Below are 26,484 nucleotides of genomic sequence, written 5' to 3'. Positions count from 1 at the left end.
CCCTTCCCGGCATTGCCTTTGCCGCCGGTCCCTGCCAGCTATCGCCCACCGGTCCCCGCGGACCGGTGGGCGAACTACCATGTTACGGACGGACGATGACCGACAGCGATATGCCCCGCATTCTTCTGATCGATGATGAACCCTCGATTCGCGAGCCGCTCGCCGAATATCTGGCAGCACAAGGCTTCGCCGTTACCGATGCCGCGAGTGCTGCAGAGGCGCGATCGGTACTGCGTGCGCAGGGCGTCGACCTGGTCGTCAGCGATATCATGATGCCCGGCGAGGACGGCCTGTCGCTGACCCGTCACCTGCGCGAAACGAGCAGCATTCCCGTTATCCTGCTGACCGCGCGCGCCGAGGACACCGAACGGATCATCGGGCTGGAGATCGGTGCCGACGATTATGTCGTCAAACCTTTCAACCCGCGCGAACTCGTTGCGCGCATCCGCACCGTGCTGCGCCGGACGCAGCAGGGCGGGCGTGCGCTCGACCCGGGCGGCACCGCCTATGCCTTCGGCGACTGGGTGCTTCGCGAAGTCGAACGCGTGCTGGTCGATGGCGAAGGCAACGAGGTCGCGCTGTCGTCGGGCGAATATCACCTGCTCCACGCCTTGGTGCGTCATCCGCGGCAGGTGATGAGCCGCGACCGGCTGCTCGACATGGTGCGCGGGCGCGAGGCCGATATCTTCGACCGCGCGATCGACAATCTTGTCAGCCGCCTGCGCAAGAAGATCGAGGTCGACGCCGCGCATCCACAGATCGTCAAGACGGTGTGGGGCGGCGGCTATACGCTGGCCTGCGAAGTCAAGCGGATGGGGCCGACGGTGTGAAATTTCGCCTGTGGCCCAAAAGCCTGATCGGGCAGTTGGTCTTTGCCGTCGCGATGATGCTGTTCGTCGCGCAAGCGATCAATTTCGTGCTGCTATCGCGCGGGCAGAAGCAGCAGGCGCTTGCGCACGGCGGCGGTATGGCGGTCGCGCGGCTCATTGACGCGATCGAGCGCGACCGGCGCGGCGACTTCAGGCCGCCGCGGAACGAACGCGAGCGGCACGAGGCGCGCGAGCGCGCAGAGAAACTGGTGATCTCCGATCAGCGCCCACCCATGCGCGCCGGCTCTGTTCGATTGCCCGACCTCGCCTCCTATGTCGCAAGTCTGCTCGGCGAGACCAATATTCCTGCCGCCATGGTCGATGCATGGGCGCTGCCGCCGCGCGAAAGGCAGCGGCTGCGTCGACCCGCTTTTCCCGACCGTGCCGTGATCGTCGTCGCGAAGGTCGACGGGCGCTATTTCGCGGTGCGAACGCGGATCGCGGCGGGGGGCAACCGGCTGCAGGGCTTCCTTGTCTGGCAGACGCTGTCCCTTTACCTGCTCCTCCTCGTTCCGATCATGCTGATCGCCTGGCGCGCGGCGCGACCCTTGCGTGACCTTACGCGCGCGGCGCGGGCCAATCCGGCGCTGCGCGATGCGACTCCGCTCGATGAGGAGGGGCCGTCGGACGTGCGTGAACTGATCGGCGCCTTCAACGCCTATCGTGCGCGAATCGCGACGATGCTGTCGGACAAGGACCGGATGCTCGGCGCGGTGGGCCATGACCTGCGTACCCCGCTCGCCAGCCTGCGCGTGCGCGTCGAGCAGGTCGAAGATGATGCGCTGCGCGACAAGATGATCGCGAGCATCGAGGAGATGACCGCGATGCTGGCCGACATCCTGGCGCTCGCACGCTCGGGTGCGGGGACCGAGGCGCAGGAGCGGATCCCGCTCGGCGAACTGATCGGCGAACTGGCGGCCGATTATCACGAGCGCGGAAAGGATGTAACGATCGGGCATGTTGCCGACGCCGACGTGCTGGCGCGGCCGATGCTTCTGAAGCGCGCGCTGCGCAATCTCGCGGACAACGCGCTTGCCTATGGCGTTCGCGCGCGGCTGTCGGTGCGGGTGGAGGACGGGGTGACGCGGATGATCGTGTCGGACGATGGCCCTGGTCTGACCGACGAACAGATCCGGACGTTGGTCGAACCCTTCGCGCGCGGTGAACAGTCGCGCAATCGCGCAACCGGCGGCGCCGGGCTTGGCCTGTCGATCGCGCGCGATATCGCCGAGGGTGAGGGCGGGACGCTGACCCTGGTCAGTCGCGATGGCGGAGGACTCGACGCGGTGATCGCGCTGCCGGTTCAGGCGTAGATCGCAATCGCCTGACTGCCGCTGAGCACGGGTTCGCCGGCGCGGTTCCACAGCATCATGTCCTGCACTGACAGGCCATGCCGCGCATAACCGGTCTTTGCAGAGAGCAGCCACCATCCGTCATCGGTCGTCGGCGTGCCGGTGAGCATGTTGACCGTCCAGTTCATCGAACTGATCGGCCCGAACTGGCTGAACAGGGCCATGGCGGCGGGCGGCAGGGCGTCGCCCATCGCGAGCAGCGCGATCGCCGGGTGGCACGCCGGTTCCTCGACGAAGCGGACCCAGGTCAGATATTCGCCGACTTCGCTTTTCCATGCAAAGCGCGGGCCGGTCGTCGGGCGCATGTCGAAATGGCGTGTGAAGGCGGGGCGGGCGTGGTGTTCGGGCACCGGCGCCAGCGTTTCGGGGCCGGGCGCATCGGGCATGAGGAGGCGATTGTGGTCGAGATGGCTTTTGCGGTCGCCCGAGAAAGCGAAGACCGCGGCGGTACCAAACCCCTGATCGCTCGACACGCCAGCGTCGATGAACAGCGAGGATTTCGACTGGCGCAGCACGCGCGTTTCGACCGTGCAGTCGCCGCCGACAGGGCCGACGAAGCTGATCTGCGCATAGCGCAGCGGCGTTTCGGTCGGGTGCAGCGCCATTGTGCCAGCGAGTGCGACCGCCGAGCTGATCCCGCCATAGGCGGTGCGCCCCTGCATCCAGCCTTCGTCGATATGCGCCTTCGCCACACCCCCTTCGGTACGCAGCGTCGAAAGCAGCGCGTCGAGCGCGCCGGGAGAAGTCGTCATCCTGTTCTTATTCCTCCAGTCGGAAGGTCAGGCCCGCATTCGCGGTCAGCCGCTCGATCAGCGCGTCGCCGAGCAGCGCGCCAGGGGTCCACACACCGCCGTCTCCCTTGTTTGCGAGCAGCGCGATGCCGGTTTCGGCGAGCATCTTCGACGTCGAACCATAGCCGGGATCGCGGTCGCCCTGAACGCTTGCGCGGACGGCAGTGCCGTCGGGATATTCCCCGATGAACAGGATGTCGTAGAAGCCGTTCTCGCGTTCTTCCTTGCTCGGTCCCTCGCCGGGCTGAAGCGTCGATTCGCCAAAGGGATTGGCCTTCGCCATCGCTTCGGCCATCGCTTTTCCGGCGTCGCCGATCGTGGTCATCACCATCTCGTCGTAAACCAGATCGGCGCCCCACGGATGGCCGAGCAGGAAGTTGGTGCGGTGGACGTTTTTGGTGTTGATCGGGGCCATGACGAACGGTGCGGTCCAGGTGCCGGTCGCGCCGTCATATTCGGGGATCAGCCCGGTCGGCTGCGAGGGGCCCTCGAAGCCCGGGGTCAGCGCAAAGCCGGATTTCAGAAGCAGCGCCAGCGACGGCTTTTTCGCGATCGCTTTGAGCGTTTCGGTAAGGCTCGCGATCGTCCCGCCCGATGCGCCGCCGGCCATCTTGCGGACGCGGCCCTTGACGCGCGGCGCGGGCTTGCCGTGGCGTTTGATCGCTTCAGCCTGCAGAAAATGGACACCGAGGTCGAACGGGATGCTGTCGAAGCCGCAGCTGAAGGTGATGCGCGCGCCCGATGCCTTCGCGGCGGCTTCATGTTCGTCGATCATGTCGCGCATCCAGCCGGGCTCGCCACAAAGGTCGGCGTAAGCGGTGCCCGCCTTCACGCATGCGGCGACGAGTTCGTTGCCGTAAAGCTGGTACGGACCGACCGTGGTCAGGATGACCTTTGCCCGTGCGGCCATCATATCGAGGCTGGCGGGATCGCTCGCGTCGGCGACGACGAGCGCGATGTCGTTCGGCGCACCGATCAGATCGCGGACCTCGGCGAGCTTGTCGGCGCTCCGCCCCGCCATCGCCCATTTCGGTGCGTCCTTGCGGTCCGCATAATGAGTGGCGAGATATTCGGCGACAAGGCGCCCGGTGAAGCCGGTCGCGCCATAGACGATGATGTCGAACTCGCGGGTCTCCGCCATGGCCATCCTCCCTTTACGTAAACGTTAAGTGGAGGCTAGCGCAGGCGGGGAGGCTTGCCAAGCGCGAAGGTCTAGCGGCGCCAGAAGGGCCGCTTGCGTACCGCCACCGGCGCCCCGGCGGCTTCGGCGCGCAATTCGGCTTCGGTGGCGTGCTGCTGGGCCTGATGCGCCGCGAGTTCGTCGCGGCGGCGTGCGCGCATCGCGTCATAGCTCCAGCGCGTGTGGCCATAGCCGAAAAGGCAAAGAAGGCCGCCCGCGATCGCGAGATTCTTCATCGCGGCCATCGCCTGCACCGGATCGGTGAACTCGCGATGAAAGAAGAGGATGGTAAGGAGCACGAAGCCCGCGAGCAGGATCGACCAGAGCCGCGTCGCGATACCGAGCGCGAGGCAGACGCCCGCGACCAGCTCGAATAATCCGGTCGGGATCGCCAGGCCGCCCGGAAGGCCCGCGGCCGAAATCATCGCATTCGTGTCGTTGACGTGGATCAGCTTGTTGATGCCCGACACGATGAAAATCACCGCGATGAACAGGCGGCCGAAAAAGACTGCGATCATGGACATGAATCATCCTCCGCTACGCGCCCCGTCCGCTTGTGCAGACAGGACGCGCGGGACGGCGATCGGGTTCCGCTCAGCGCGGTGTGAAGATCAGCGTCGCGACCTCGCAATCGCTGCAATCGAAGGCGCGCAATGTGGCGGTACCCGGGCCGGCGGGCAGGTCGACGTCGGCGAGTTTCACGTCCTGCCATGCCGGGCTTGCGGGGACGGCGACGCCGCGTTCGTCGATGCCGATCCGGCCGCCTTTCACCGAACGCGCGCGCACGCTGACGGTCCAGCGTCCTGCCTTCGCGACATCGGCGCTATAGCGCATGAATTCGCCGGAGACGAAGTCGCTGACATAGGGCGAGCCGTCGGCTCCGCGCGCGATATCGACGCCGTCGTTGCGATAAGTCGTGCCGTTGTTCCAAGGCGTCCGTTCGCCACCCGTCGCGACATGGTAATTGGCGTCGACCGTATCGTGATAGGCGACGCCCGGAGGGCCGAGGTCGTAGTCAGCGGCGGCGATCGTGAGCGGTTTCGTGCCGAGCGTACGCGCTGCAAAGGGGCGATAGCTTGCGTCGCGCGGCTGGCGGAACATTGCGTCGATGACGTCGGGCTTGGGGATATTCTTGTCAAAGCGCGTATTTTTGGCGATCTGCATCATCGCGGCGAACGCCTCGTCGGCGGCGGGCTTCGGCCCCTTGCCGGTCATCCATGTGACGATCTTCATCCATCCGTCACCGGCAACGATTTCGAGCGGCTGGTTGAAACCTATCTTCTTGAGCGGCCAGAAGTTCCACCCGATACCGTCGCCCTCGACCAGCGCGATCGCGCCCTGATACCAGCCATTGCTGTTCTCGCCCGATTCGCCCAGCCAGATGGGGCGGTTATAGCTGCTGCGCAGTGCCTTGATTTCGGCGATGCTCGCTTCGTCGTTACGGTTCCAGTATTTGTGGAAGCTCAGCACCATATTGGCGTCCCACGCCGGCGGCAGGCCCTTGTAATTATTGCCCCAGCAATTGCCCTCTATGATCACGACATGCTTTTTGTCGACCTTGCGGATCGCGGCGGTGATCCGTTGTTGCAGGCTCCATACCGCCTTGTTCTCCGTCTCGTCGCAGCCATGGCCCTTGCCGGGAGTCGCGAAACTCCAGTTGGGTTCGTTGATCAGGTCGTAGGCGCCGATCCACGGCTCGTCCTTGTAGCGCGCCGCGAGCTTTTCCCACAGCGCCACGGTCTTGCGCTGGTTCTCGTCGCTTTGCCAGAGCGAGGGTTTCGTCGGATCGCGGTCGGAGATGGCGAGGTCGTTGCCCTGTCCGCCGGGCGCGGCATGGAGATCGAGGATCAGCCAGATGCGGTTCGCCTTGCTCCATTCAAGCAGTCGGTCGATGCGCCGGAAACCGTCCTCGTGCCACGTATCCTGACCGGCCTTCGGTTCCTTGTCGGCGGGCAAAGTGAGCTGGTCGAAATGGATCGGCAGGCGCACCGAGTTGAAGCCCCATTTCGCCATCGCGGCGATGTCGGCCCCGGTCGTGTGGTTGTCGAGCCACGCGCGATAGAATTCAGCCGTGCGTTCCTCGCCGACGAGTTCGACGAGCTTCGAGCGGATTTTATGCTGCTGCCCGACCTCGCCGAGTTTCAGCATATAGCCTTCCTGCAGCATCCAGCCGCCGAGCCCCATGCCACGCAGGATGACGGGCTTGCCCGATCCATCGACGATCTGCGTGCCAGCAACCTTCAGAAAGCCTTCGGCGCGCGCGGCGGTAGAGGAAAGCAACGCGGCGAGCGCGAGTGCGACGACACGGAATTTCATGACCTCGTCCCCATTTTCGATTTATGGGAACGTTATCAATTTTTGGTGTCGGGGCAAGCGCGTTAGCGTAAGTCGCGGTATCAGAGCTTGGGCAGCGTGACGCCCTTCTGCCCCATATATTTGCCCGCACGGTCGGCGTAGCTCGTCTCGCACGGCTCGTTGCCCTGCAGGAAGAGAAACTGGCACGCGCCTTCATTGGCGTAGATCTTGGCGGGCAGGGGGGTGGTGTTCGAAAATTCGAGCGTCACATGGCCTTCCCAGCCGGGTTCGAGCGGGGTGACGTTCACGATGATGCCGCAGCGTGCATAGGTCGACTTGCCGAGGCAGATGACGAGCACATCGCGCGGGATGCGGAAATATTCGACCGTGCGGGCGAGCGCGAAGCTGTTCGGCGGAATGATGCAGACGTCGGTTTCGCGGTCGACGAAATTCTTCGGATCGAATTCCTTGGGATCGACCGTGGTCGAATCGATATTGGTGAAGATCTTGAATTCGGGCGCGACGCGCGCGTCATAGCCGTAGGAAGAAAGGCCGTAGCTGATGCATCCGTCGCGGCGCTGCGCCTCGACGAACGGTTCGATCATGCCCTGCGTGCGGGCGGCTTCGCGAATCCAGCGGTCAGAAAGAATGGCCATGCGTGTCTCTTGTCGGTCCTTCGGGACTTGCGCAAGCGGTCAGTCGATCAGGCCGAGATCCTTGGGCCCGAAAGCCGCGGGGAGGAGTTCGCTGAGCCTGTACGTCTTGACCGAGCCGCCGTCGCCCGATGCGCAATGGACGAGGATATCGGTCTTCGACCGTTCGGCGGCTTCGTTGAGGATCTGGCGGCAACGGCCGCACGGATTGACCGGATCACTGCCGAGCAATCCATCTCCATCCGGCCGGCCGCCAACGATCGCAATCTCGGCGAGTTCGCCGATCCAGCCCTCGTTCGCGATCTTCGCAACCGCCGCGGTTTCGGCGCAGAGGGTGAGGCCGTAGCTCGCATTTTCGACATTGGCGCCGGTCACGACGTCGCCATTCTTGAGCAGCAGCGCGGCGCCGACGTGAAAGCCCGAATAGGGGGCGTAGGCGCGCTTTGCCGCATCGCGCGCGGCGTCGATCAGGGGGTCACGGGTTTCGGTCATCGCGTTCCTCCTTCGGGGCGAAGCGCATTCCAGCCGACGGTGCCGTCGGCGCCCGACACCCGCACATAGTTGTTCGCCTGCCACATCGCCCAGGGATGCGCGCCATAATCGGGTTCGAAGAAATCGCGGCGTAGCCAGGTGGTGCGTGCGATGCCTTGCGTCACCTTGTAGTCGGCCTCGAACGCCGGGCCGGGCGCGATCAGGCTGCGCTTGCCTGTATGCGCCTCGATCTGCGCGAGGAAAGTCGCGAGTTCGGACAGCAGCAGCGCGCGTGTCGGGCGGTCGGGGCAGCGATCGTCATAGTCGAGCCAGACGACGGCGGGCAGCGCGTCGGCGCGGCGCGGGACATGGCGGATGAAATTGGCGGCCTGATCGGTCGCGAGCTGGCAGAGGCTGTAACGGTGGATCACGCCCGCCTGCACCCCCGTCTCGCGCGCCGCGGCCATGTTGCGCTGGAACTTCGGATCGACGCCCGCGGAGCCATCGGTCGCCACCACATAGGCGAAATCGGCGCCGGCCGCCTTGATCGATCCCCAATGGACATCGCCGTTGCCTGCGTCGATCGTGATGCCCTGCGTCGGGTACATCGCGCGATCGGGGGTCCATCGCGCCGCCCACCACAGCGCGAGGCCAGCTGCGAGCAACAACAACACGGCCGCAGCGCCGATGCGTTGCAAGGTGCGCGCGACCGCGGCGCGCCAGCCTTCACCGGCTTTCGCCGAACCTTTGCCCCTGATTGCCCCCGCCTTCATCGTCAGCCCTTGATGTGCAGCACGCAGATCAGCGTGAACAGCCGCCGCGCGGTGTCGAAATCGACCGCGATCTTGCCGTCGAGCCGGTCCATCAGCATCTCGGCCGCCTCGTTGTGCAGCCCGCGCCGCGCCATGTCGACGGTCTCGATCTGCTGCGCGGTCGACGTCTTGATCGCCTGATAATAGCTGTCGCAAATTGCGAAATAGTCGCGGATCGGGCGACGAAACCGCCCGAGGCCGAGAATGATCGCCTCGAGCGGCGAGCCGTCTTCGCGCGCGATTTCAAAGATCAGGCGGCCTTCCTCGACACGCAGCATCAGACGGTAGGGGCCGGCATAGCCGTCGGGGTGCCCGCGCTGCGGCACGAACTTGTTGTCTTCGATCAGGTCGAAGATCGCAACGCGACGCTCCTGCTCGACATCGGGGTTGCGCCACACGATCGACCCTTCGTCGAGCTCGACCGAAATGATCCGCTGTTTGGAGGGGTCTGCGTGGCTCATGCTGCCTGTGCTTCTACTTGGCCGCGCACGAAGGGCAAGGGGGGGACTTATTCACAGCATTCCACAGTTATGATATGCAGGGCCATATCGCCGGTTGCGCCGTTCCGGGCGCCGGCCCATGAAGACAGCGATGCCCGAACTAGCCCTTATTCCGACCGCGTTCGCCAGTGGTGACGAGCGCCAAATGCCCCGTAATATCGAGGCGGAGGCCGCATTTCTCGGCGCGATCCTGATCGACAACCGAGTCGTCGAGGATTTGCCGGTGGCGCTCAACCCCGAGCATTTCTTCGAGCCGCTGCATGGACGCATCTTCCAGCAGACGATGGCGTTGATCGAGCGCAACAGCATTGCGACCCCGGTGACGCTGAAACCCTATTTCGAGGCTGACGAGGCGATGAAGGCGGTCGGCGGGGTGGGTTATCTCGCGCAGCTCACCGGCAGCGGTGCGGGCCTGATCGGTGCGCGCGATTTCGCGCGGCAGATTTTCGACCTCGCGCTGCTGCGCGAGCTGGCAGGCGTGGGCCGGTCGCTCGTCGACAATGCGCTGGACACCAGCGAGCGCGTCGACCCGCAGGCGCAGATCGAGGAAGCCGAAACCGCGCTCTATCGCGTCGCGGGCGGCGAGGCCGAGATGGGATCGGTCAAGAATTTCAGCCAAGCGAGCCTGGTTGCGCTGCAGGCGGCCGAGCGCGCGCTCAACTCGGGCGGCCATCTTTCGGGGATTACGACCGGCATCGCGAGCATGAATGCCAAGATCGGCGGCATGCATAATTCGGACTTGATGATCCTCGCCGGACGTCCGGGCATGGGCAAGACTTCACTCGCGACCAATATCGCGTACAACGCGGCAGAGCGCTTTCGCCGCGACGAAGACGACGGTATCCCGCCCGAAAAGAATATGGGGGCGAAGGTCGCCTTCTTCAGCCTCGAAATGTCCGCCGACCAGCTCGCGACGCGTGTGCTCGCCGAACAGTCAGGGGTGTCGGGCGAGGCGCTGCGCATGGGCAAGATCAGCAAGGAGCAGTTCCAACAGCTGAGCCGCGCCGCCCAGCAGCTTCAGACCTTGCCGCTGTTCATCGACGACACGCCGGGCCTGACCATCGCAGGGCTGCGTACCCGCGCCCGGCGCCTGCAGCGGCGCCACGGCATCGGCTTCATCATCGTCGACTATCTCCAGCTCCTGCAGGGGTCGTCGAAGAGCGGCGACAACCGCGTGCAGGAGATTTCGGAAATTTCGCGTGGTTTGAAGACACTGGCGAAGGAACTTCATGTCCCGGTGATGGCGTTGTCGCAGCTCAGCCGTCAGGTCGAAAGCCGCGAAGACAAGCGTCCGCAACTCTCCGACCTTCGCGAATCGGGCTCGATCGAGCAGGACGCCGACATGGTGCTCTTTGTGTTCCGCGAGGATTATTATGTCGCGGCGAAGGAGCCCAAACGCCCGGTCGAGGGCGACGATGTGAAGATCCACGCGCAGCATGAGGAATGGGCAGCCGAGATGGAGCGCGTCTTCGGCCTTGCCGAAGTGATCGTTGCCAAGTCACGCCACGGCTCGACCGGCAAAATCCGCATGCACTTCGAGGCGAAGACGACGAAGTTCAGCGACCTCGCCGACGACAGCATGGCGTTCGAGGATTATGAATAAGGCGGCTTAGAACGCCGGGTCATTCGCCGGATCGTCGTCGATCGGCGTTACTTCGGTGTGGATGCCGCACTCGGTCTTGTCCCAGCCGCGCCAGCGGCCCGAACGCGGATCTTCGCCCGGCTTGACCTTCGACGTGCATGGCGAGCAACCGATCGACGGATAGCCTTCGGCCTCGAGCGGATGGCGCGGCAGGTCGTGCGCCTCGAAATAGGCGTCGAGCTCTTCGCGCGTCCAGTTGGCGAGCGGGTTGAACTTCAGGCGGCCGGTGCTGCCGTCAAGTTCGAAGCGCGCGAGGCCTTGCCGCGTCGATGACTGAAAGCCCTTGCGGCCGGTGATCGAGGTGTCGAAATCGGCGAGCGCCTTTTCGAGCGGCTTCACCTTGCGGATTTCGCAGCAGCCGTCGGGATCGTACGACCAGCGGAGCTCGGTCGCATCCTTCGCGGCGAGGTCTTCGGCGTCAGGCGTCAGATTGACGATGTTGAGCTTCAATCGCGCCGCCAGTGCGTCGCGATAGGCGAGCGTTTCGGGGAAATGCTTGCCGGTATCGAGGAACAGCACCGGCATGTCGGGTGCGACCTGCGTCACCAGATGCAGAAGCACCGCGCTTTCGGCGCCGAAGCTCGAGACAATTCCCGTCTCGCCGAGCAAGCCCGCCCCGATGACGCTCGTCACCACTTCGGCCGCATCCTGACCGCGGAAGAGGTTGTTCAGACGAATGACGTCGGCCTGTGTGAAACGCGGGGCGACGTCGATCCGGTCGCGGGTGCGGTCTTCCGGTGCGGATCTGCTAGCCATGCCGCAGCTTCCAGATCGGCACTGCGCCGTCGGCGGCGCCCTGATAATGTTCGGGCCAGCGCGCGAGCGCCGCCTCGACATCGGCGGCGTTGAGTTCCTTCTCCGGCGCGAAGGTATCGAAACCGCAGCGCTTCATATAGGCAATCTGGTCGACGAGGACGTCGCCCTGCGCACGCAGTTCGCCCGCATAGCCCGCCTCGCGCAGGATGCGCGCCGACGAATAGCCGCGGCCGTCGCGGAACTTCGGGAAAGCGACCTCGATCAGCGCGAGCCGGTCGAGATGCGGGATCAGCGCGCGCGCGTCTTCGTCGGGCTCGAGCCGCACCGCGGTCGCGTTCGATTGCGACAGGAACGCGTCGAGGGTGACCGCGGGTTCTTCGCCGTCGCTATGAATATGCTCAACCATAGATCGCCTCCTTGAAGGGGGCCATGCCGACGCGGCGGAAGGTGTCGACGAAGCGTTCGCCCTCGGTCCGTTCGGCGAGATATTTGTCGGTGACGCGTTCGATCGCGTCGACGATGCCATCCTCGTCGAAACCGGGGCCGGTGATCGTGCCGAGGCTGACGTCCTCCGCACCCGAGCCGCCGAGCGACAACTGGTAGTTTTCGGTGCCCTTGCGGTCGACACCGAGGATGCCGATGTGGCCGGCGTGGTGATGCCCGCACGCGTTGATGCAGCCCGAAATCTTGAGCTTGAGCTCGCCCAGTTCCTTCTGGCGGCCGAGGTCGGAGAAGCGCGTTGCGATCTTCTGCGCGACAGGGATCGAGCGTGCGTTGGCGAGGCTGCAATAATCGAGACCGGGGCAGGCGATGATGTCGCTGATCAGGTCGAGGTTCGGCGTCGCGAGCCCCGCAGCGTCGAGCGCCTGCCAGACCGCATAGAGATCGGCCTTGCGAACGTGCGGCAGCACGATGTTTTGCGCGTGGGTGACGCGGAGTTCGTCGTGGCTGTACTTCTCGCCGAGGTCGGCCATCAGGTCGATCTGTGCCGAACTGGCGTCGCCGGGGATGCCGCCGACGGGCTTCAGGCTGATGTTGACGATCGCATGGCCCGGAACCTTGTGCTTCGCAACATTCTGGTCGACCCAGACGGCGAAATCGGGATCGCTGCGGTCGATGTCATCGGGCGCCGAGGCGTCGAGCGGCGGCGGCGCGAATTGCGCGGCGATGCGGTCGAATTCGGCCTTCGGCGGGTCGATGCCCAGCGACTTCACATGCTTGAACTCTTCCTCGACCTGGCGGCGATATTCGTCGGCGCCGAGTTCGTGGATGAGGATCTTGATGCGCGCCTTGTAGATATTGTCGCGGCGACCGTAGCGGTTGTAGACGCGCAGGCACGCCTCGGTATAGCTCAGCATGTCGTCGAGCGGCACGAAATCCTTGATCAGCGGCGCGATCATCGGGGTGCGGCCCATGCCGCCGCCGACGTAGAAGGCGGCGCCATGCTGCCCGTCCTTCTCGACGATCTGGATGCCGATGTCGTGGAGGCGCATCGCGGCGCGGTCTTCGTTCGCCGCAATCACCGCGATCTTGAACTTGCGCGGCAAATAGCTGAATTCGGGGTGGAAGCTCGACCATTGGCGCAGCAGTTCGGCCCACGGCCGCGGATCGGTGATCTCGTCGGCGGCGGCGCCGGCCCACTGGTCCGAACTGATGTTGCGGATGCAGTTGCCGCTCGTCTGGATCGCGTGCATTTCGACCGAGGCCAGATCCTGCAGGATTGCGGGCGCATCCTCCAGCTTGATCCAGTTATACTGGATATTCTGGCGGGTGGTGAAATGGCCGTAATCGCGGTCGTATTTACGCGCGATATGCGCGAGCATGCGCATCTGGCGGCTGTCGAGCGTCCCGTAAGGCACCGCGACGCGCAGCATATAGGCGTGGAGCTGGAGATAGAGACCGTTCATCAGCCGCAGCGGCTTGAACTGGTCCTCGGTGATTTCGCCCGCAAGGCGGCGGCGCACTTGGTCCGAAAACTCGGCGACCCGGGCATCGACCATCGCATGGTCATATTCGTCATATTTGTACATGTCAGATCACCCAGTCGCCGGCCGCGGGATCGGCGGGTTTCAATGTCAGGTCGGGGCGCACGGTCGGCCCCAAGGCGCGGATACGGTCCTTGATATGCGCGGGGCGCGGACCGTCGGCGGTTTGCTCGCCGTTGATAATATATGGGGCGTTGACGCGGCGCGCGCCTTCCTCGGCGGCAAGGATCGCCTCGCCATGCTCGCCGACGTCGGCGGCGTCTTCGATATGCAGCGACCAGTCGGCCCCGGTCCACCAGGTGACAAACCCTGTTTTCAGGTCATTGCCCGTGAGCAGTTTCATATGAAGTCCCTTATTTGAGCCACGACGCCCGGTGCGCCGAGGCAATCGAGCGCGTCGGCGCGCGCTGCAACCTTGCCGACGATGATCAGTGCCGGACTTGCGACCTTCTCGCGTGCGACGAGGTCGCCGAGATCGGCCAGAAGCGTACGGAGGACGCGCGCGTCGGTGGTGGTCCCGCGCTCGACAACCGCGACGGGCAGATCGGGCGAAACGCCGTCGGCGATCAGCTTGTCGGCGATGGCGCTGGCGGTCGCGAGGCCCATATAGATCACGAGCGTGCGGCCGTGCCCCGCGAGCCCCGACCAGTCCTGGTCGGTCAGGTCCTTGCATTGGCCGGCGACGAAGCTGACCGCGCTGGCGTCATCGCGGTGGGTGAGGGGGAGCCCGGCTTGCGCGGCGCATCCAGCGGCGGCGGTGATGCCGGGGACGACCTCCACCGTGACGCCGGACTTGCGCGCTGCGTCGAGTTCCTCGCCGCCGCGGCCAAAGATGAAGGGGTCGCCGCCCTTGAGGCGTACAACCTGCTTGCCGGCGAGCGTTTCGCGGATGAGCAGTTCGTTGATCAGTTCCTGCTTCATCGTGTGGCGGCTGCGCTGCTTGGCGACCGAGACGCGCTCGACATGCGGCGGGATCAGCGCGAGCACGCCGTCGCCGACGAGGCCGTCATGGACGACAAGGTCGGCGCTCGCCAGCAGCCGCGCGGCGCGCAGCGTCAGAAGGTCGGGATCGCCGGGGCCGGCACCGACCAGCCAGAGCTTGCCCGCAAGATGAGGATGCTTGTCCATCCAGCGTAGATGATTGCTCGGGCCGCGATTGGCAAAGCAGGCTTTATTGGACCCGGTGAAGGTAAAATTGAGCGTGCGTCCCCGACGCGGAGTTACAGATACCTTTTGGTCACCAACTGCGAGCCCTCGGGGTCGCGAAGGCCAACGCCGATCGAGGCACGCATCGCGTCGCTTTCGGAACTTGCGACCGGATAGGCGCAATAATCGGCGGCATAGAATGCGCTGGGGCGATGATTGCCCGACAGGCCGATGCCGCCGAACGGCGCGGCGGACGAGGCGCCGTTGGTCGGCCGGTTCCAGTTGATGACGCCCGCGCGGGCATTGGCCCAGAACTGGTCGTAGAGCTGCGGCGTGCCGCCGACCAGCGACGCCGACAGCCCGAACGCGGTGTTGTTCGCCTCGGCGATCGCGGCCTCGAATGTCTCGACGCGAATGACCTGCAGCAGCGGCCCGAACAGTTCGATGTCGGGGCGTTCGGACATCGCGGTCACATCGATGATGCCGGGGGTCAGAAAGGGGCGGCCCGCGACCGGGCGCGTCATGTGGCGGATCACCTGGCCGCCATTCGACATCAGGATGAGGAAACTTTCGGTCAGGCCGTCGGCGGCCTCGTTGTCGATCACCGGCCCCATATAGGGTGCCGGGTCGGCGTGCGGATGATCGACGATCAACCGGTTTGCAAGCTCGCGTACTTCCTCGACCAGCTTGTCGGCCAGCGTATCGCGGACGATCAGCCGCCGCGCGTTGCTGCACCGCTGCCCGGCGCTCAGGAATGCGGACTGGACGACGATGATCGCCGCGGTGCGGATATCGGCGGTATCCCACACGACGATTGGATTGTTGCCGCCCATTTCGAGCGCGAGCATCTTGCCCGGCTGGCCCGCGAACTGGCGATTGAGCGCGAGGCCGGTCCGCGCCGATCCGGTGAAGAGCAGCCCGTCGATCCCTTTGTGCCCGGCGAGCATCTTGCCCGTCTCGGGGCCGCCGGTGACAAGCCGCAGCACTTCTTGCGGCACGCCCGCGCTGTGGAACAACTCGACCAGCTTCGCGCCGACCGCCGGGGTCTTTTCGGATGGCTTGAACACGACCGAATTGCCCGCGATCAGCGCGGGAACGATATGGCCGTTCGGCAGATGCGCGGGGAAATTATAGGGGCCGAGTACGGCCAGCGTCCCGTGCGGCTTGTGCCGCACCGCGTTGCGCAGTCCCATCGCGCCTTCGATGCGCCGGTTGGACGTGCGTTCGGCGTAAGCCTTTACCGAAACATCGACCTTGTTCGCAACCGATTCGACCTCGGTTCGCGCTTCCCACAGGGGCTTTCCCGTCTCGCGCGCGATCAGGTCTGCGAGCGCCTCGCCCTCGGCCTTGACCCGGTCGGCGAAGCGCCGCAGCGTTTCCGTGCGAAAGGTAACGGGTTTGGAAGCCCATTCGGGCCAGGCGCGCCGCGCGATTTCGACTTCGGCATCGACGTTGCTGACCGCGCCGCGCCAGAGCTCTTCGCCGGTGGCGGGTTCGAAGGAAAGCAGGTCTTCGCTCATGGTCGCCCTGCTCTTATCGGCGAAAGCCGATGGCGGCAACCTGTGCGGCAGCCGGAGCGACGGATTGCTTGCGCCATGCAGCAGGGTTGGCGATAGACGCCGGGTGAGTCCCGCGGGCCGGGACTGTTAACGGCGAAGCGAAGGGGACAACCGATTCTGGCGAAGCATGACAGCCGCCGCGACTGGTCGGACCAATATTGGTGGTCGTCCGACGGCGTCAGGCTGCACGCGCGCGTCTACGCCGGCCCGGAGGCGGCCAAAGATTTGCCGCCGGTCCTGTGCATGCCGGGACTTGCCCGCAACGCCCGTGATTTCGAGGCTCTCGCCCCGTATATCGCGCAGCATCGACAGACGATCGTGATCGAATTTCGTGGCCGGGGCGACAGTGCCTACGCCAAGGACCCGATGACCTATGTGCCGCTGACCTATGTTCAGGACGTCGTCGCGCTGCTCGACGAACTCGCGATCGACCGCTTCGCGACGATCGGCACATCGCTCGGCGGACTGGTTTCGATGCTGATGGCGGCGACTTTACCCGGGCGGCTCGTCGGCGCCGTACTCAACGATGTGGGTCCGGAACTCGAAGCCGCCGGGCTCGATCGCATTCGCGATTATATCGGTGCCGGTGGCAGTCAGCCGACGTGGATGCATGCGGCGCGCGCCTTTGCCGAACTCAATCGCGCGGTCTATCCGGGTTACGGTATTCATGACTGGTTGCGGCTGACCAAGCGTACCCACCGGCTGACCGCGGAGGGCCGCATCGTCACCGATTACGACAAGCAGATCGCGGCGCCGCTTCGTGTGCCGGGCGGCGGCGATGCCGGGATCGACCTGTGGCCCGCCTATCGCGCGCTTGGCGACATCCCGCTGCTGATCCTGCGCGGCGAGCTTTCCGACATATTGGCGCACACGGCGGGCACGCGGATGGTTTCTGAACTGCCGCGCGCGCACATGGTCGAGGTGCCGGGCGTCGGCCATGCGCCCACGATGGACGAACCTGAAGCGCGCAGCGCGATCGATGCCTGGATTGCGGAGCTTCCCGAAGCGTGAGCGCGGACGAGCCCGAGACGCCCTGGCCGATCCGCATCCTGCACCTTCATTCGAGCTTTTCGCTCGGTGGCAAGGAAGCGCGGGCGGTCCGGCTGATGAACCTGATGGGCGAAAGGGCGCATCATACCATCCTGTCGGCGATGCCCGAAGCGCTCGGCGCGCGCGCGGCGATCGATCCCGGGATTGTCGTCGATTTTCCGCAGGATGCGCCGCCGCTTTACGGCAAGCCGTCGCCGGGACGCTATCGCGATCTGGCGGACTATATGACGCGGTTCGAACTGGTGCTCAGCTATAATTGGGGCGCGATGGACGGCGTGATGGCGCGCCGGGTGCATGTCGCGCGCCTGTGGCACAGCATGCCCGACCTGATCCATCATGAGGATGGGTTCAACGAGGATGAAAGCGTCCGGCGCAACTGGAAACGCAACCTGTTCCGCCGCGTCGCGCTGCGCACCGCGCAGGCGGTCGTCGTCCCGTCGACCCTGCTCCAGCGGATCGCGACCGATGAGTGGAAAGCGGGCAGCCGCACCCGGCTGATCCGCAACGGCATCGACGTTGCGGCCTATGCAAACGGGCCCACGGCACCGATCCCGGGCTTCGAACGCCGCGAGGACGAGGTGGTGATCGGCACCGTCGCCGGGCTGCGCAAGGTAAAGGACCTGCCGCGGCTCGTGCGCGCCGTCGCGACGCTGCCGCCGAACGTCCGCCTTGTGATCGTCGGCGAAGGGCCCGAACGCGCGGCGATTGTCGCCGAAGCTGCCGTGCACGGTATGGCCGACCGCCTGTTGATGCCGGGATTCATGGCCGAACCTGCGCGCTGGATCGGGCATTTCGACTTGCTTGCGCTCTCGTCGCTCAGCGAGCAGGCGCCGATCGCGGTGATCGAGGCGATGGCGGCGGGCCTGCCCGTTGTCAGCCCGGCGGTCGGGGACGTCGCCTCGATGGTTTCCGACGCCAACCGTCCTTTTATCGCCGCCGACGAGGCCGGCTTTCGTCGCGCGCTGGCGCAAATGGCCGAAAATGCTGCGCTGCGCGCCGAAGTCGGAACGGAAAATCGCCGCGTCGCGGCGCAACGGTTCGACGAATCAACGATGGTCGGGGCCTATGAAAAGCTCTATGCTCGCGCGCTTGAAGGCTATGGCCTGTTCGGCGGTCGCTGGATCGGCATCGATTGACAACGGGGTCCAATTTCCGCTTACGGAAGCGGCAAAGGGGGCCGGTGCGTGGACACGCGCCGGCGGAGAGAGAGAAGGTTTAGAGTGTTCAAAGGTTTGAAGCCCATCCTTTATGGCGGGCGTGAAGTCTGGCCCTTGGTCGAGGGCGGCAAAGGTGTGTCGGCGACCAACCACATGTCGAGCGGCGCTTGGGCCGCGGCGGGCGGGATCGGCACCGTGTCTGCGGTGAACGCCGACAGTTATGACGCCGATGGCAAGATCATCCCCCAGATCTATCGCGCGCTCACGCGCAGGGAACGCCACGAAGAACTGATCCAGTACGGGATCGAAGGCGCGGTCGAACAGGTCAAGCGGGCGCACGACGTGTCGGGCGGCCAAGGCGCGATCAACATCAATGTGCTCTGGGAAATGGGCGGCGCGCAGCAAATTCTCGAGGGCGTGCTCGAGCGGACCAAGGGTCTTGTCGCGGGCGTGACCTGCGGTGCGGGCATGCCGTACAAGCTCAGCGAAATCGCCGAACGGCACAACGTCCTCTATTTGCCGATCATCAGTTCGGCGCGCGCCTTCCGTGCGCTATGGAAACGCGCCTATCACAAGGTTTCGCACCTGCTCGGCGCGGTGGTTTACGAGGATCCCTGGCTGGCCGGCGGCCACAATGGCCTGTCGAACGCCGAAGATCCGCTGGTGCCGCAGGATCCCTATCCGCGCGTCAAGGCGCTGCGCGACACGATGCGTGCCGAAGGTATTGCGGACAGTGTGCCGATCGTGATGGCCGGCGGCGTCTGGTATCTGCGCGATTGGGAAGACTGGATCGACAATCCCGAACTCGGCCAGATCGTATTCCAATATGGCACGCGCCCGCTGCTGACCGAGGAAAGCCCGATCCCGCAGCAGTGGAAGGACCGCCTCCGTACGCTCGACGACGGCGATGTGCTGCTGCACCGCTTTTCGCCGACCGGCTTTTATTCGAGCGCGGTGCGCAATCCGTTCCTGCGTGATCTCGAAGCGCGCTCGGAGCGCCAGATCCCTTATTCGAAACAGGAAGCGGGCGATCATATTGTTCAGCTCGACGTCGGGGTGAAGGGCAAGAATTTCTGGGTCACTCCGCACGATCGCGCGCGTGCGCGCGACTGGTTCGCCGAAGGCTATACCGAGGCGCTGAAGACTCCCGACAATACGGTGGTGTTCGTGACCGACGCCGACAAGGCGATGATCCGCAAGGACCAGGCCGACTGCATGGGCTGCCTGTCGCACTGCGGCTTTTCGGCGTGGAAGGATCACGACGATTATTCGACCGGCTACCTCGCCGACCCGCGCAGCTTCTGCATCCAGAAGACGCTGCAGGACATCGCGCATGGCGGCGACGTCGAGCAGAATCTGATGTTCGCGGGCCACGCCGCGTTCAACTTCAAAACCGATCCCTTCTACTCGAACAACTTCACCCCGACGGTGAAGCAACTCGTGGACCGGATTCTGACCGGGGATTAATGGCTTCGAAGGGTGCGGCTCAGGCCCACCCTTCCAGTACCTGATCGGGCGGCCTGTGCCCGTCGCACCAGGCGCGGATGTTCGCGATGACCTTTTCGCCCGAGGCTTCGCGGCCCTCGATCGTCGCCGAGCCGAGGTGTGGAAGCAGCACGGCGTTGTCGAGCGCGAGCAACGCCGGGTCGACCGCCGGCTCGTGCGTGTAAACGTCGAGCCCGGCGCCCGCGATGCGGCCGGTCTGGAGCGCCGCGATCAGCGCCTTTTCATCGACGATTTCGCCGCGCGCGGTGTTGATCAGATAGGCGGTGGGCTTCATCGCGCCGATCCGTGCGGCGTTCACCATCTCGTGCGTTTCGGCGGTGTGGGGGCAATGGATCGTCACGACGTCGCTGATGCGCAGCAGTGTATCGACGCTCGCATGATAGCTCGCGCCCAGCTCCTCTTCGATCGCTTCGGGCAGGCGCTTGCGATTATGATAGTGGATCGACAGGCCAAAGGCGCGCGCGCGGCGTGCCACGGCCAGCCCGATGCGACCCATGCCGATGATGCCGAGCAATTTGCCGCCAACGCGGTGGCCGAGCATCGCGCTGGGCGCCCAGCCGGCCCACTGGCCTGACCGCATCAGCTTCTCGCCCTCGGCGAGCCGGCGCGGAACCGAAAGAATCAACGCCATCGTCATATCCGCGGTATCCTCGGTGAACACGCCGGGCGTATTCGATACCATGATGCTTTTCGCGCGCGCCGCGGCAAGGTCGATATGATCGACCCCCGCGCCGAAATTGGCGATCAGTTTCAGCCGGTCGCCGGCGGCTGCCAGCACGTCCGCGTCGATCTCGTCGGTCACCGTGGGAACGAGCACATCGCAGTCGGCGACCGCAGCTTTCAGCTCTTCCCTCGTATAGGCGTGATCGTGCGCCGACAGCGCGACATCGAACAGTTCGGCCATGCGCGCCTCGACATGCGGCATCAACTGGCGGGTGACGATGACGCGCGGGCGTTTCGGACGGGATGAATCGGGCATGGGCGCCGATAGAGCGCGATGATGCGAAGGGGTCAAGGGGGAGTCGCCGAACGAGGCTGTGGAAGACAGGTCGTTTGGCTGCTGCGACCGGTTGATAATATGCACCGATTTTGACAAGGGTTGATAATGACCAGCCGAAAATTTGCACTGATTTTATTGAGCCTTGCCGCGGTGGGACCGGCATCGGCACAGTCAGACCCCGTCAAGCTGCCCTATTGGGCGTCGATCAGCGTCGACGAGGCGCGGATGCGCAAGGGGCCTTCGCCCGACGTCCCGGTGATCTGGGAATATCGCCGCAAGGACCTGCCCGTAAAAGTGATCGCGCGCTTCGAAACCTGGCGCAAGATCGAGGATCCCGACGGCACGCAGGGCTGGATGGCGGCACGGCTTTTGAGCCGGACGCGCACCGCCATCGTCACCGGCGAAATCCGGCCGATGCGCGACGACGCCAGTTTGTCGGCGGCGGTCGCCTTTCGCGCCGAGCCCGGCGTCGTCGGTCGCATCACCGATTGCAAGGATGGATGGTGCCGGTTCGAGGTCAAGGGACGCAAGGGCTGGATCCAGACCGACCATATCTGGGGCGACTGACACGTTCATGAGAAGAGGGCCGAACGGTTTCCCGTCCGGCCCGATGATTGCCTGGGGTTAGCGTCGCCAGTTGAAGTGGTTGCGATAAACCTTGACTACCCGGCCGTTGCGCTCGTTGACGAGCAGCAGGTCGTTATAGTGCCGGACATAGGTCAGGTTGCGACCGGCGCGCGGCACGCCCCAGCGGCTGTCCCAGCTCGGACGATACGCCGAACTGTAGTAGTTCGAGCGCAGCGTCGAGCCGACGCGGAACTGCTGATATTTGAACGGCGCGCGATAATTCTGGTAGCGCGTGTCGCGGCGCCAGTCGCGCTGGCTCTCGCGCAGATCCTGACGTGCATCGCGGACGTCGCGGCGCGCATCGCGAACATCGCCGCGGTCGCCGCGACGCTGGGCGTTACGCAGATCGCGCTGTTCCTCGCGCAGTTCCTTGCGGTCGTTGCGGATCTCGCGGGTCTGTGCCTGCGCCACGGCAGGGACCATCATCGCGGCGATCAGGCCGGCGGTGAGAAATTTGCTCTTCATTGTGCCATTCCTTTCAATCGGTCAGGGGGAGGGGGTTCGCCCGATGACAAGGATGGAATACCCGAGTCGGGTTGAACCGAACCGGAATGCCGCGTTTATTTTCAGGTCATTAGTGTCGCAATTTGTCGCGGCCAGACGACGAAACGGCGCCGTCTTGCGACGGCGCCGTGGAACTTTTCACCTTGAGCCGTTCAGACCAGTTCGATCGCAACCGCCGTCGCTTCGCCGCCGCCGATGCAGAGGCTGGCGATGCCGCGCGTCTTGCCGTGACGCTGGAGCGCCGCGATCAGCGTGGTGATGATGCGCGTGCCGCTGGCGCCGATCGGGTGGCCCAGCGCAGTCGCGCCGCCGTGGACGTTGATCTTGTCGTGGGGGATGCCAAGGTCGTGCATCGCGAACATCGCGACGCAGGCGAAGGCTTCGTTGACCTCGAACAGGTCGACATCGCCGATCGACCAGCCGGCTTTCGCCAGCACCTTGTTGATCGCGCCGACCGGGGCGACGGTGAAGTCTTTCGGCTCCTGTGCGTGCGCGGCGTGCGCGACGAGCTTCGCGACGGGCTTTGCGCCCTTGGCCTCCGCGACCGACTGGCGCGTCAATACGACAGCGGCGGCGCCGTCCGAAATCGACGAGCTGGTCGCCGCGGTGATCGTGCCGTCCTTGGCAAAGGCGGGCTTCAGTGTCGGTATCTTGTCGGGCATGCCCTTGCCGGGCGCTTCGTCGGTGTCGACGACCACATCGCCCTTGCGGCCTGAAATAGTCACCGGCGCGATTTCATTGGCGAAGGCACCGTCGGCGATCGCGGCCTTGGCCCGGCTCAGCGATTCGATCGAATAGCTGTCCTGCGCTTCACGGGTCAGCTGATAGGCATCGGCGGTATCCTGCGCAAAGGTGCCCATCGCGCGGCCGGCGTCATACGCATCCTCAAGGCCATCGAGGAACATATGGTCGTATGCGGTGTCATGGCCGATGCGGGCGCCGCCGCGATGCTTCTTGAGCAGGTAGGGCGCGTTGGTCATCGATTCCATGCCGCCCGCGACGACAAGGTCGATGCTGCCCGCGGCGAGCGCTTCGGCGCCCATGATCACGGTCTGCATGCCCGAACCGCAGACCTTGTTGACGGTCGTCGCCTGCACAGACTTGGGCAGGCCCGCCTTGATTGCGGCCTGCCGGGCCGGCGCCTGGCCGAGGCCGGCGGGGAGCACGCAGCCCATATAGATACGCTCGATATCGTCGCCCGAAACGCCCGCGCGTTCGACCGCCGCCTTGACCGCGGTGGCGCCGAGGTCGGTCGCGCTCGCGTCCGACAGGCTGCCCTGCATGCTGCCCATCGGGGTGCGCGCATAGGAGAGGAAAACGACGGGATCGGTGGCGGTCATGGCGAGAGACTCCGTAGGGGAAAGATACGTCGGCGGGTCGCTTAGCGTCTTTGCTGCACTTGCGAAAGAGGCAGGGTCTAGATGGGTGGCCAGTTTCATCTTGCAACCCGCCGCGCGGCATGATCAAACGGCGCGCACAGATAAGGGGAGACGGGTCATGGCCACCGCAAACAGGCAGGATATCGCCGGCGAAACCGCGCGCATGCACGAGGTGCTCGCGGCGCAGAAGGCGAGCTTTACCGCGGCGATGCCCGAAAGCCTTGCGGTACGTACCGATCGCATCGACCGCGCGATCGCGCTGCTCGTCGACAATAGCGATGCATTTGCCAAGGCGGTGAGCGAGGATTTCGGCCACCGCAGCCGCGAACAGACGCTGATGACCGACATCATGCCATCGGTCAGCGCGCTCAAGCACGCGAAGAAGCATATGGCGAGCTGGTCGAAGGGCGAGAAGCGCAAACCGACCTTTCCGCTCGGCTTGCTCGGCGCGAAGGCAGAGGTCGTCTATCAGCCGAAGGGCGTCGTTGGCGTCGTCAGCCCCTGGAATTTCCCTGTTGGCATGGTCTTCGTACCGATGGCGGGCATCCTCGCGGCAGGTAACCGCGCGATGATCAAGCCGAGCGAGTTTACCGAAAATGTCTCGGCGCTCATGGCGCGGCTCGTACCGGATTATTTCGACGAGAACGAAATGGCGGTGTTCACGGGCGATTCCGACGTCGGTGTGGCATTCTCGAAGCTCGCTTTCGACCATATGATCTTCACCGGCGCGACGAGCGTCGGCAAGCATATCATGCGCGCCGCCGCCGATAACCTCGTCCCCGTCACGCTCGAACTCGGCGGCAAGTCGCCGACCTTCATCGGACGCAGCGCGAACAAGGACCTCGTCGGCCAGCGCGTCGCGCTCGGCAAGATGATGAACGCCGGGCAAATCTGCCTCGCGCCCGACTATCTGCTCGTCGCCGAGGATCAGGAAGGCGCGGTGATCGACAGTGTAACCAGGGGCGCGACCGCACTCTATCCGACCTTGCTCGCCAACGACGACTACACGTCGGTGGTGAACACGCGCAATTACGACCGCTTGCAGGGCTATCTCGCCGATGCGCGTGAGAAGGGCGCCGAAGTGATCGAGGTCAATCCGGGAGGCGAGGATTTCGCGAGCTCGAACGGCCACAAGATGCCGCTCCATATCGTCCGCAACCCGACCGACGACATGAAGGTTATGCAGGAGGAGATCTTCGGCCCGATCCTGCCGGTGAAGACGTACAAGACGATCGACGACGCGATCGATTATGTGAACGCCAACGACCGCCCCCTCGGCCTCTATTATTTCGGGCAGGACAAGAGCGAGGAAGACCGCGTGCTGACGCGGACGATCTCGGGCGGCGTGACGGTCAACGACGTGTTGTTCCACAATGCGATGGAAGACCTGCCCTTTGGCGGCGTCGGACCGTCGGGCATGGGCAATTATCACGGGGTCGACGGCTTCCGTACCTTCAGTCACGCGCGCGCCGTCTATCGCCAGCCAAAGCTCGACGTCGCGGGGCTGGCGGGCTTCAAGCCGCCCTATGGCAAGGCGACGGCGAAGACGCTGGCGAAAGAGCTCAAGAAATAGCTTGGCAAGATACGGCGCTTCGCCCTAGGGGAAGCGCCGCGCTTTTCGCGCCGTTATTTTGTGCCCCTGTGGTGAAATTGGTAGACGCGCTCGACTCAAAATCGAGTTCCGCAAGGAGTGCTGGTTCGAGTCCGGCCAGGGGCACCAAACACAGAGTCCGGCGGCGTCTGGAAATCTGTCCGCGGCGGGTAGCATCTAGCTCATCATTTTCAGGGGCCGCCGCCGCTCTTTCGTCAGAATCGGCTGATTTGTACGAGGCTATCCCGAATCCGCCATGGCATGGTGCGCCGGCGCTCAATTATTCTGCTCGATCTCGCCGGGATCGTCGTGGCAGGTCATTCTCACCCGGGGATTCCGTTCGCATCCGCGCGAGGAAGGCGTCGACCACAAATGTGAACTTGCCCGGATCGCCGTAAGCGCGCGCCATCACCATTGCGCCGTAAATCGCCGTCTGGAAAAATTGCGCCGAGGTCCGCGGCTCGAGCTCCAGCTTGATCGCCCCCTGCTCGACGCCGAGTGCCATGACGCGTTCCAGCCAGAGCCCGAGATCGTTGAAGTGCCGCTGCACGGCGGCGCCGACCTCAAGCGGCAATCCGGGCAGTTCGACCGCCAGCACGCCCGCAAGGCAGAAGGTGGCCGACTGGTCCTCGATGCATCGTTTCCAATAGTCGACATAGGCCAGCAACTGCGCCATCGCGTCGGGCTCACCGTTTTCGAGGACTGCTATCTGTGATCGAATCGCAGCGCGCTGCTGCTCGACCACCGCGATGACCAGATCGACTTTCGACGGAAAATGATGGTGGATGCTGGGCTTTCGGATGCCGAGCCGCTCGGCGAGGTCGGCATAGCTGAAGCCATTATAGCCGGCATGGGCGATGAGCTGACCCGCCTCTTCGATTAATTTACCTGCAGTGTCTTTCACGGATACCTCTGCCTACCTTCCGGTAGGTCGTATGCGAAAGCCAGTCCGATTCCAAGCCGGACAGTGACGACGAACCCGTTTCCCGCCCGAAATGCAGGCGCAAGATTTGCTGTCGTCGAAGTGGGGGCGATCACTAGACTGACCGGACCGGCTTCCGGGCGTCGCTCACCATGAGCCATGCTGCCGAGACGAAGAAATAGAAGGCGCCGAAGGCGGCGTAGGGGGCGACGTCGGTAATACCGACGGGGGCAGTACCGCCAGCCATCTTGACGAAGAAAATACCCGCGAGCGAGGACTGTGCTCCGCTCAGCACCATCGCCCATTGGGCCCCCGCCGTTTTCCAGCGGCGCAATGCGGTGGCAAGCTGCAAGAGGCCCGCGAAGATCGCCCACACGCCGAAGACGGCGAGCACAGCGTTCATTCCCTTGCCGAGCGCGATTGCGACGGCGACGGCAGTGAGCAGGCTCACCACGAAGTTCAGCAATTGCGTCTTGTTCGAACCGAGACCCCCGCTCTGCCGCGCGTCGACATAGTTCGCGAGCGCGTCCCAGAGCGGATAGCCAATCAGCATGATGGCGGCGAGTGCCGGGTTCGACTTTCCGGCCGTGAAGGCGAGCGCGACCCAAGCGGCGGACACTGCGAAACGTGCGAAATAATATCGCTTGAGCCAGGTCGATGGGGAAGGCGAGGTGACGGCGCGAGCTTGCATGACGATTCTCCGGGATTGATGTCTACCAACTAGTAGGTAGGGTAAA

27 protein-coding genes and 1 tRNA gene are annotated in these 26,484 nt (G+C 64.6%); 9 read left to right on the top strand and 19 right to left on the bottom strand.

The window, feature by feature from the left end:
• The first annotated feature begins 95 nt into the window (after positions 1–95).
• A complete protein-coding gene (locus VN047_RS04175; protein ID WP_325540315.1) occupies positions 96–830 on the top strand; it encodes a response regulator in 735 nt (244 codons plus the stop codon).
• Complete coding sequence (locus VN047_RS04170) at positions 827–2,182, top strand: sensor histidine kinase (protein ID WP_325540313.1); 1,356 nt, start codon at positions 827–829, stop codon at positions 2,180–2,182. Before VN047_RS04175 ends, VN047_RS04170 begins: the two co-directional genes overlap by 4 nt.
• Here the strand turns inward: VN047_RS04170 and VN047_RS04165 are convergent.
• The 8 genes from VN047_RS04165 to VN047_RS04130 form a co-directional block, all read right to left on the bottom strand.
• Positions 2,173–2,973 carry a thioesterase family protein gene (locus VN047_RS04165; protein WP_325540311.1) on the bottom strand — a complete coding sequence of 267 codons (801 nt, stop codon included), beginning with the start codon at positions 2,971–2,973 and terminating at the stop codon, positions 2,173–2,175. The two genes, VN047_RS04170 and VN047_RS04165, sit on opposite strands and share 10 nt — an antisense overlap.
• A gap of 7 nt (positions 2,974–2,980) precedes the next feature.
• Complete coding sequence (locus tag VN047_RS04160) at positions 2,981–4,153, bottom strand: saccharopine dehydrogenase family protein (RefSeq protein ID WP_325540309.1); 1,173 nt, start codon at positions 4,151–4,153, stop codon at positions 2,981–2,983.
• 71 nt (positions 4,154–4,224) lie between these two features.
• Positions 4,225–4,716, bottom strand: a complete 492-nt coding sequence (locus tag VN047_RS04155; RefSeq protein ID WP_325540307.1) for a DoxX family protein — start codon at positions 4,714–4,716, stop codon at positions 4,225–4,227.
• Positions 4,717–4,786: 70 nt separating this feature from the next.
• Positions 4,787–6,508: a cellulase family glycosylhydrolase gene (locus tag VN047_RS04150; protein WP_325540305.1), complete on the bottom strand. Its 1,722-nt coding sequence runs from the start codon at positions 6,506–6,508 to the stop codon at positions 4,787–4,789.
• Between the two features lie 80 nt (positions 6,509–6,588).
• Entirely contained in the window at positions 6,589–7,143 is a 555-nt protein-coding gene (dcd, locus tag VN047_RS04145; RefSeq protein WP_058803764.1) for a dCTP deaminase, read from the bottom strand.
• Between the two features lie 39 nt (positions 7,144–7,182).
• Positions 7,183–7,632: a cytidine deaminase gene (locus tag VN047_RS04140; protein WP_325540301.1), complete on the bottom strand. Its 450-nt coding sequence runs from the start codon at positions 7,630–7,632 to the stop codon at positions 7,183–7,185.
• Positions 7,629–8,384 carry a glycoside hydrolase family 25 protein gene (locus VN047_RS04135; protein WP_325540299.1) on the bottom strand — a complete coding sequence of 252 codons (756 nt, stop codon included), beginning with the start codon at positions 8,382–8,384 and terminating at the stop codon, positions 7,629–7,631. The genes VN047_RS04140 and VN047_RS04135 overlap by 4 nt, the downstream gene beginning before the upstream one ends.
• A gap of 2 nt (positions 8,385–8,386) precedes the next feature.
• Positions 8,387–8,884, bottom strand: coding sequence for a UPF0262 family protein (locus tag VN047_RS04130; RefSeq protein ID WP_325540296.1), 498 nt, complete (start codon positions 8,882–8,884; stop codon positions 8,387–8,389).
• Positions 8,885–9,014: 130 nt separating this feature from the next.
• Between VN047_RS04130 and VN047_RS04125 the strand changes: the two genes are divergently transcribed.
• Positions 9,015–10,526, top strand: a complete 1,512-nt coding sequence (locus VN047_RS04125; protein WP_325540353.1) for a replicative DNA helicase — start codon at positions 9,015–9,017, stop codon at positions 10,524–10,526.
• Positions 10,527–10,532: 6 nt separating this feature from the next.
• On the opposite strand, the gene VN047_RS04120 is transcribed toward VN047_RS04125, so the two are convergent.
• The 6 genes from VN047_RS04120 to astD all read right to left on the bottom strand — a co-directional run bounded on the left by VN047_RS04120 (position 10,533) and on the right by astD (position 15,972).
• Positions 10,533–11,321, bottom strand: a complete 789-nt coding sequence (locus VN047_RS04120; protein ID WP_325540294.1) for a phosphoadenylyl-sulfate reductase — start codon at positions 11,319–11,321, stop codon at positions 10,533–10,535.
• Positions 11,314–11,727 (bottom strand): DUF934 domain-containing protein, encoded by a 414-nt coding sequence (locus VN047_RS04115; protein ID WP_248454484.1) that lies wholly within the window; start codon positions 11,725–11,727, stop codon positions 11,314–11,316. The genes VN047_RS04120 and VN047_RS04115 overlap by 8 nt, the downstream gene beginning before the upstream one ends.
• Positions 11,720–13,351 (bottom strand): nitrite/sulfite reductase, encoded by a 1,632-nt coding sequence (locus VN047_RS04110; protein ID WP_325540290.1) that lies wholly within the window; start codon positions 13,349–13,351, stop codon positions 11,720–11,722. Before VN047_RS04110 ends, VN047_RS04115 begins: the two co-directional genes overlap by 8 nt.
• Before the next feature lies 1 nt (position 13,352).
• A complete protein-coding gene (locus tag VN047_RS04105) occupies positions 13,353–13,649 on the bottom strand; it encodes a DUF2849 domain-containing protein (RefSeq protein WP_039574749.1) in 297 nt (98 codons plus the stop codon).
• On the bottom strand, positions 13,646–14,434 hold the full coding sequence (gene cobA, locus VN047_RS04100) for a uroporphyrinogen-III C-methyltransferase (RefSeq protein ID WP_325540286.1): 789 nt from the start codon (positions 14,432–14,434) through the stop codon (positions 13,646–13,648). Before cobA ends, VN047_RS04105 begins: the two co-directional genes overlap by 4 nt.
• Positions 14,435–14,526: 92 nt before the next feature.
• Positions 14,527–15,972, bottom strand: coding sequence for a succinylglutamate-semialdehyde dehydrogenase (gene astD, locus VN047_RS04095; RefSeq protein ID WP_325540284.1), 1,446 nt, complete (start codon positions 15,970–15,972; stop codon positions 14,527–14,529).
• A gap of 156 nt (positions 15,973–16,128) precedes the next feature.
• On the opposite strand from astD, the gene VN047_RS04090 reads away from it, so the two are divergent.
• From VN047_RS04090 to VN047_RS04080, 3 genes are all read left to right on the top strand, one after another.
• Positions 16,129–17,022: an alpha/beta hydrolase gene (locus tag VN047_RS04090; protein ID WP_325540350.1), complete on the top strand. Its 894-nt coding sequence runs from the start codon at positions 16,129–16,131 to the stop codon at positions 17,020–17,022.
• A complete protein-coding gene (locus tag VN047_RS04085) occupies positions 17,019–18,197 on the top strand; it encodes a glycosyltransferase (RefSeq protein ID WP_325540282.1) in 1,179 nt (392 codons plus the stop codon). The genes VN047_RS04090 and VN047_RS04085 overlap by 4 nt, the downstream gene beginning before the upstream one ends.
• 84 nt (positions 18,198–18,281) lie before the next feature.
• Positions 18,282–19,685 (top strand): NAD(P)H-dependent flavin oxidoreductase, encoded by a 1,404-nt coding sequence (locus tag VN047_RS04080; protein WP_325540281.1) that lies wholly within the window; start codon positions 18,282–18,284, stop codon positions 19,683–19,685.
• Positions 19,686–19,704: 19 nt separating this feature from the next.
• Here VN047_RS04080 and VN047_RS04075 read toward each other — a convergent pair whose 3' ends face one another.
• Positions 19,705–20,703, bottom strand: coding sequence for a D-glycerate dehydrogenase (locus VN047_RS04075; protein ID WP_325540279.1), 999 nt, complete (start codon positions 20,701–20,703; stop codon positions 19,705–19,707).
• Positions 20,704–20,829: 126 nt separating this feature from the next.
• Here VN047_RS04075 and VN047_RS04070 point away from each other — a divergent pair, with 126 nt between their 5' ends.
• Positions 20,830–21,291, top strand: coding sequence for an SH3 domain-containing protein (locus tag VN047_RS04070; protein WP_325540277.1), 462 nt, complete (start codon positions 20,830–20,832; stop codon positions 21,289–21,291).
• 57 nt (positions 21,292–21,348) lie between these two features.
• Here the strand turns inward: VN047_RS04070 and VN047_RS04065 are convergent, their stop codons facing one another.
• Together VN047_RS04065 and VN047_RS04060 are read right to left on the bottom strand one after the other, a co-directional pair.
• Positions 21,349–21,816, bottom strand: a complete 468-nt coding sequence (locus tag VN047_RS04065) for a hypothetical protein (RefSeq protein WP_325540275.1) — start codon at positions 21,814–21,816, stop codon at positions 21,349–21,351.
• 191 nt (positions 21,817–22,007) lie between these two features.
• Positions 22,008–23,195 carry an acetyl-CoA C-acyltransferase gene (locus VN047_RS04060; RefSeq protein WP_325540273.1) on the bottom strand — a complete coding sequence of 396 codons (1,188 nt, stop codon included), beginning with the start codon at positions 23,193–23,195 and terminating at the stop codon, positions 22,008–22,010.
• A 157-nt stretch (positions 23,196–23,352) separates the two neighbouring features.
• Here VN047_RS04060 and VN047_RS04055 point away from each other — a divergent pair, with 157 nt between their 5' ends.
• The gene (locus VN047_RS04055) at positions 23,353–24,807 is read left to right on the top strand and encodes a coniferyl aldehyde dehydrogenase (RefSeq protein WP_325540271.1); all 1,455 of its coding nucleotides are present in this window, start codon (positions 23,353–23,355) and stop codon (positions 24,805–24,807) included.
• A 62-nt stretch (positions 24,808–24,869) separates the two neighbouring features.
• Positions 24,870–24,954 (top strand) — tRNA-Leu (locus VN047_RS04050).
• Positions 24,955–25,105: 151 nt separating this feature from the next.
• On the opposite strand, the gene VN047_RS04045 is transcribed toward VN047_RS04050, so the two are convergent.
• Both VN047_RS04045 and VN047_RS04040 read right to left on the bottom strand, forming a co-directional pair.
• Positions 25,106–25,729 (bottom strand): TetR/AcrR family transcriptional regulator, encoded by a 624-nt coding sequence (locus tag VN047_RS04045; RefSeq protein ID WP_325540269.1) that lies wholly within the window; start codon positions 25,727–25,729, stop codon positions 25,106–25,108.
• Positions 25,730–25,862: 133 nt separating this feature from the next.
• Positions 25,863–26,438 (bottom strand): DUF308 domain-containing protein, encoded by a 576-nt coding sequence (locus VN047_RS04040; RefSeq protein WP_325540267.1) that lies wholly within the window; start codon positions 26,436–26,438, stop codon positions 25,863–25,865.
• Positions 26,439–26,484: the final 46 nt, after the last annotated feature.

It is taken from the genome of Sphingopyxis sp. (genome assembly GCF_035565275.1).
In the GTDB taxonomy this organism is placed as follows: Bacteria; Pseudomonadota; Alphaproteobacteria; order Sphingomonadales; family Sphingomonadaceae; genus Sphingopyxis.
The sequence above is the reverse complement of the archived record's forward strand: the minus strand, read 5'-3'. Positions and strand labels throughout refer to the sequence as shown.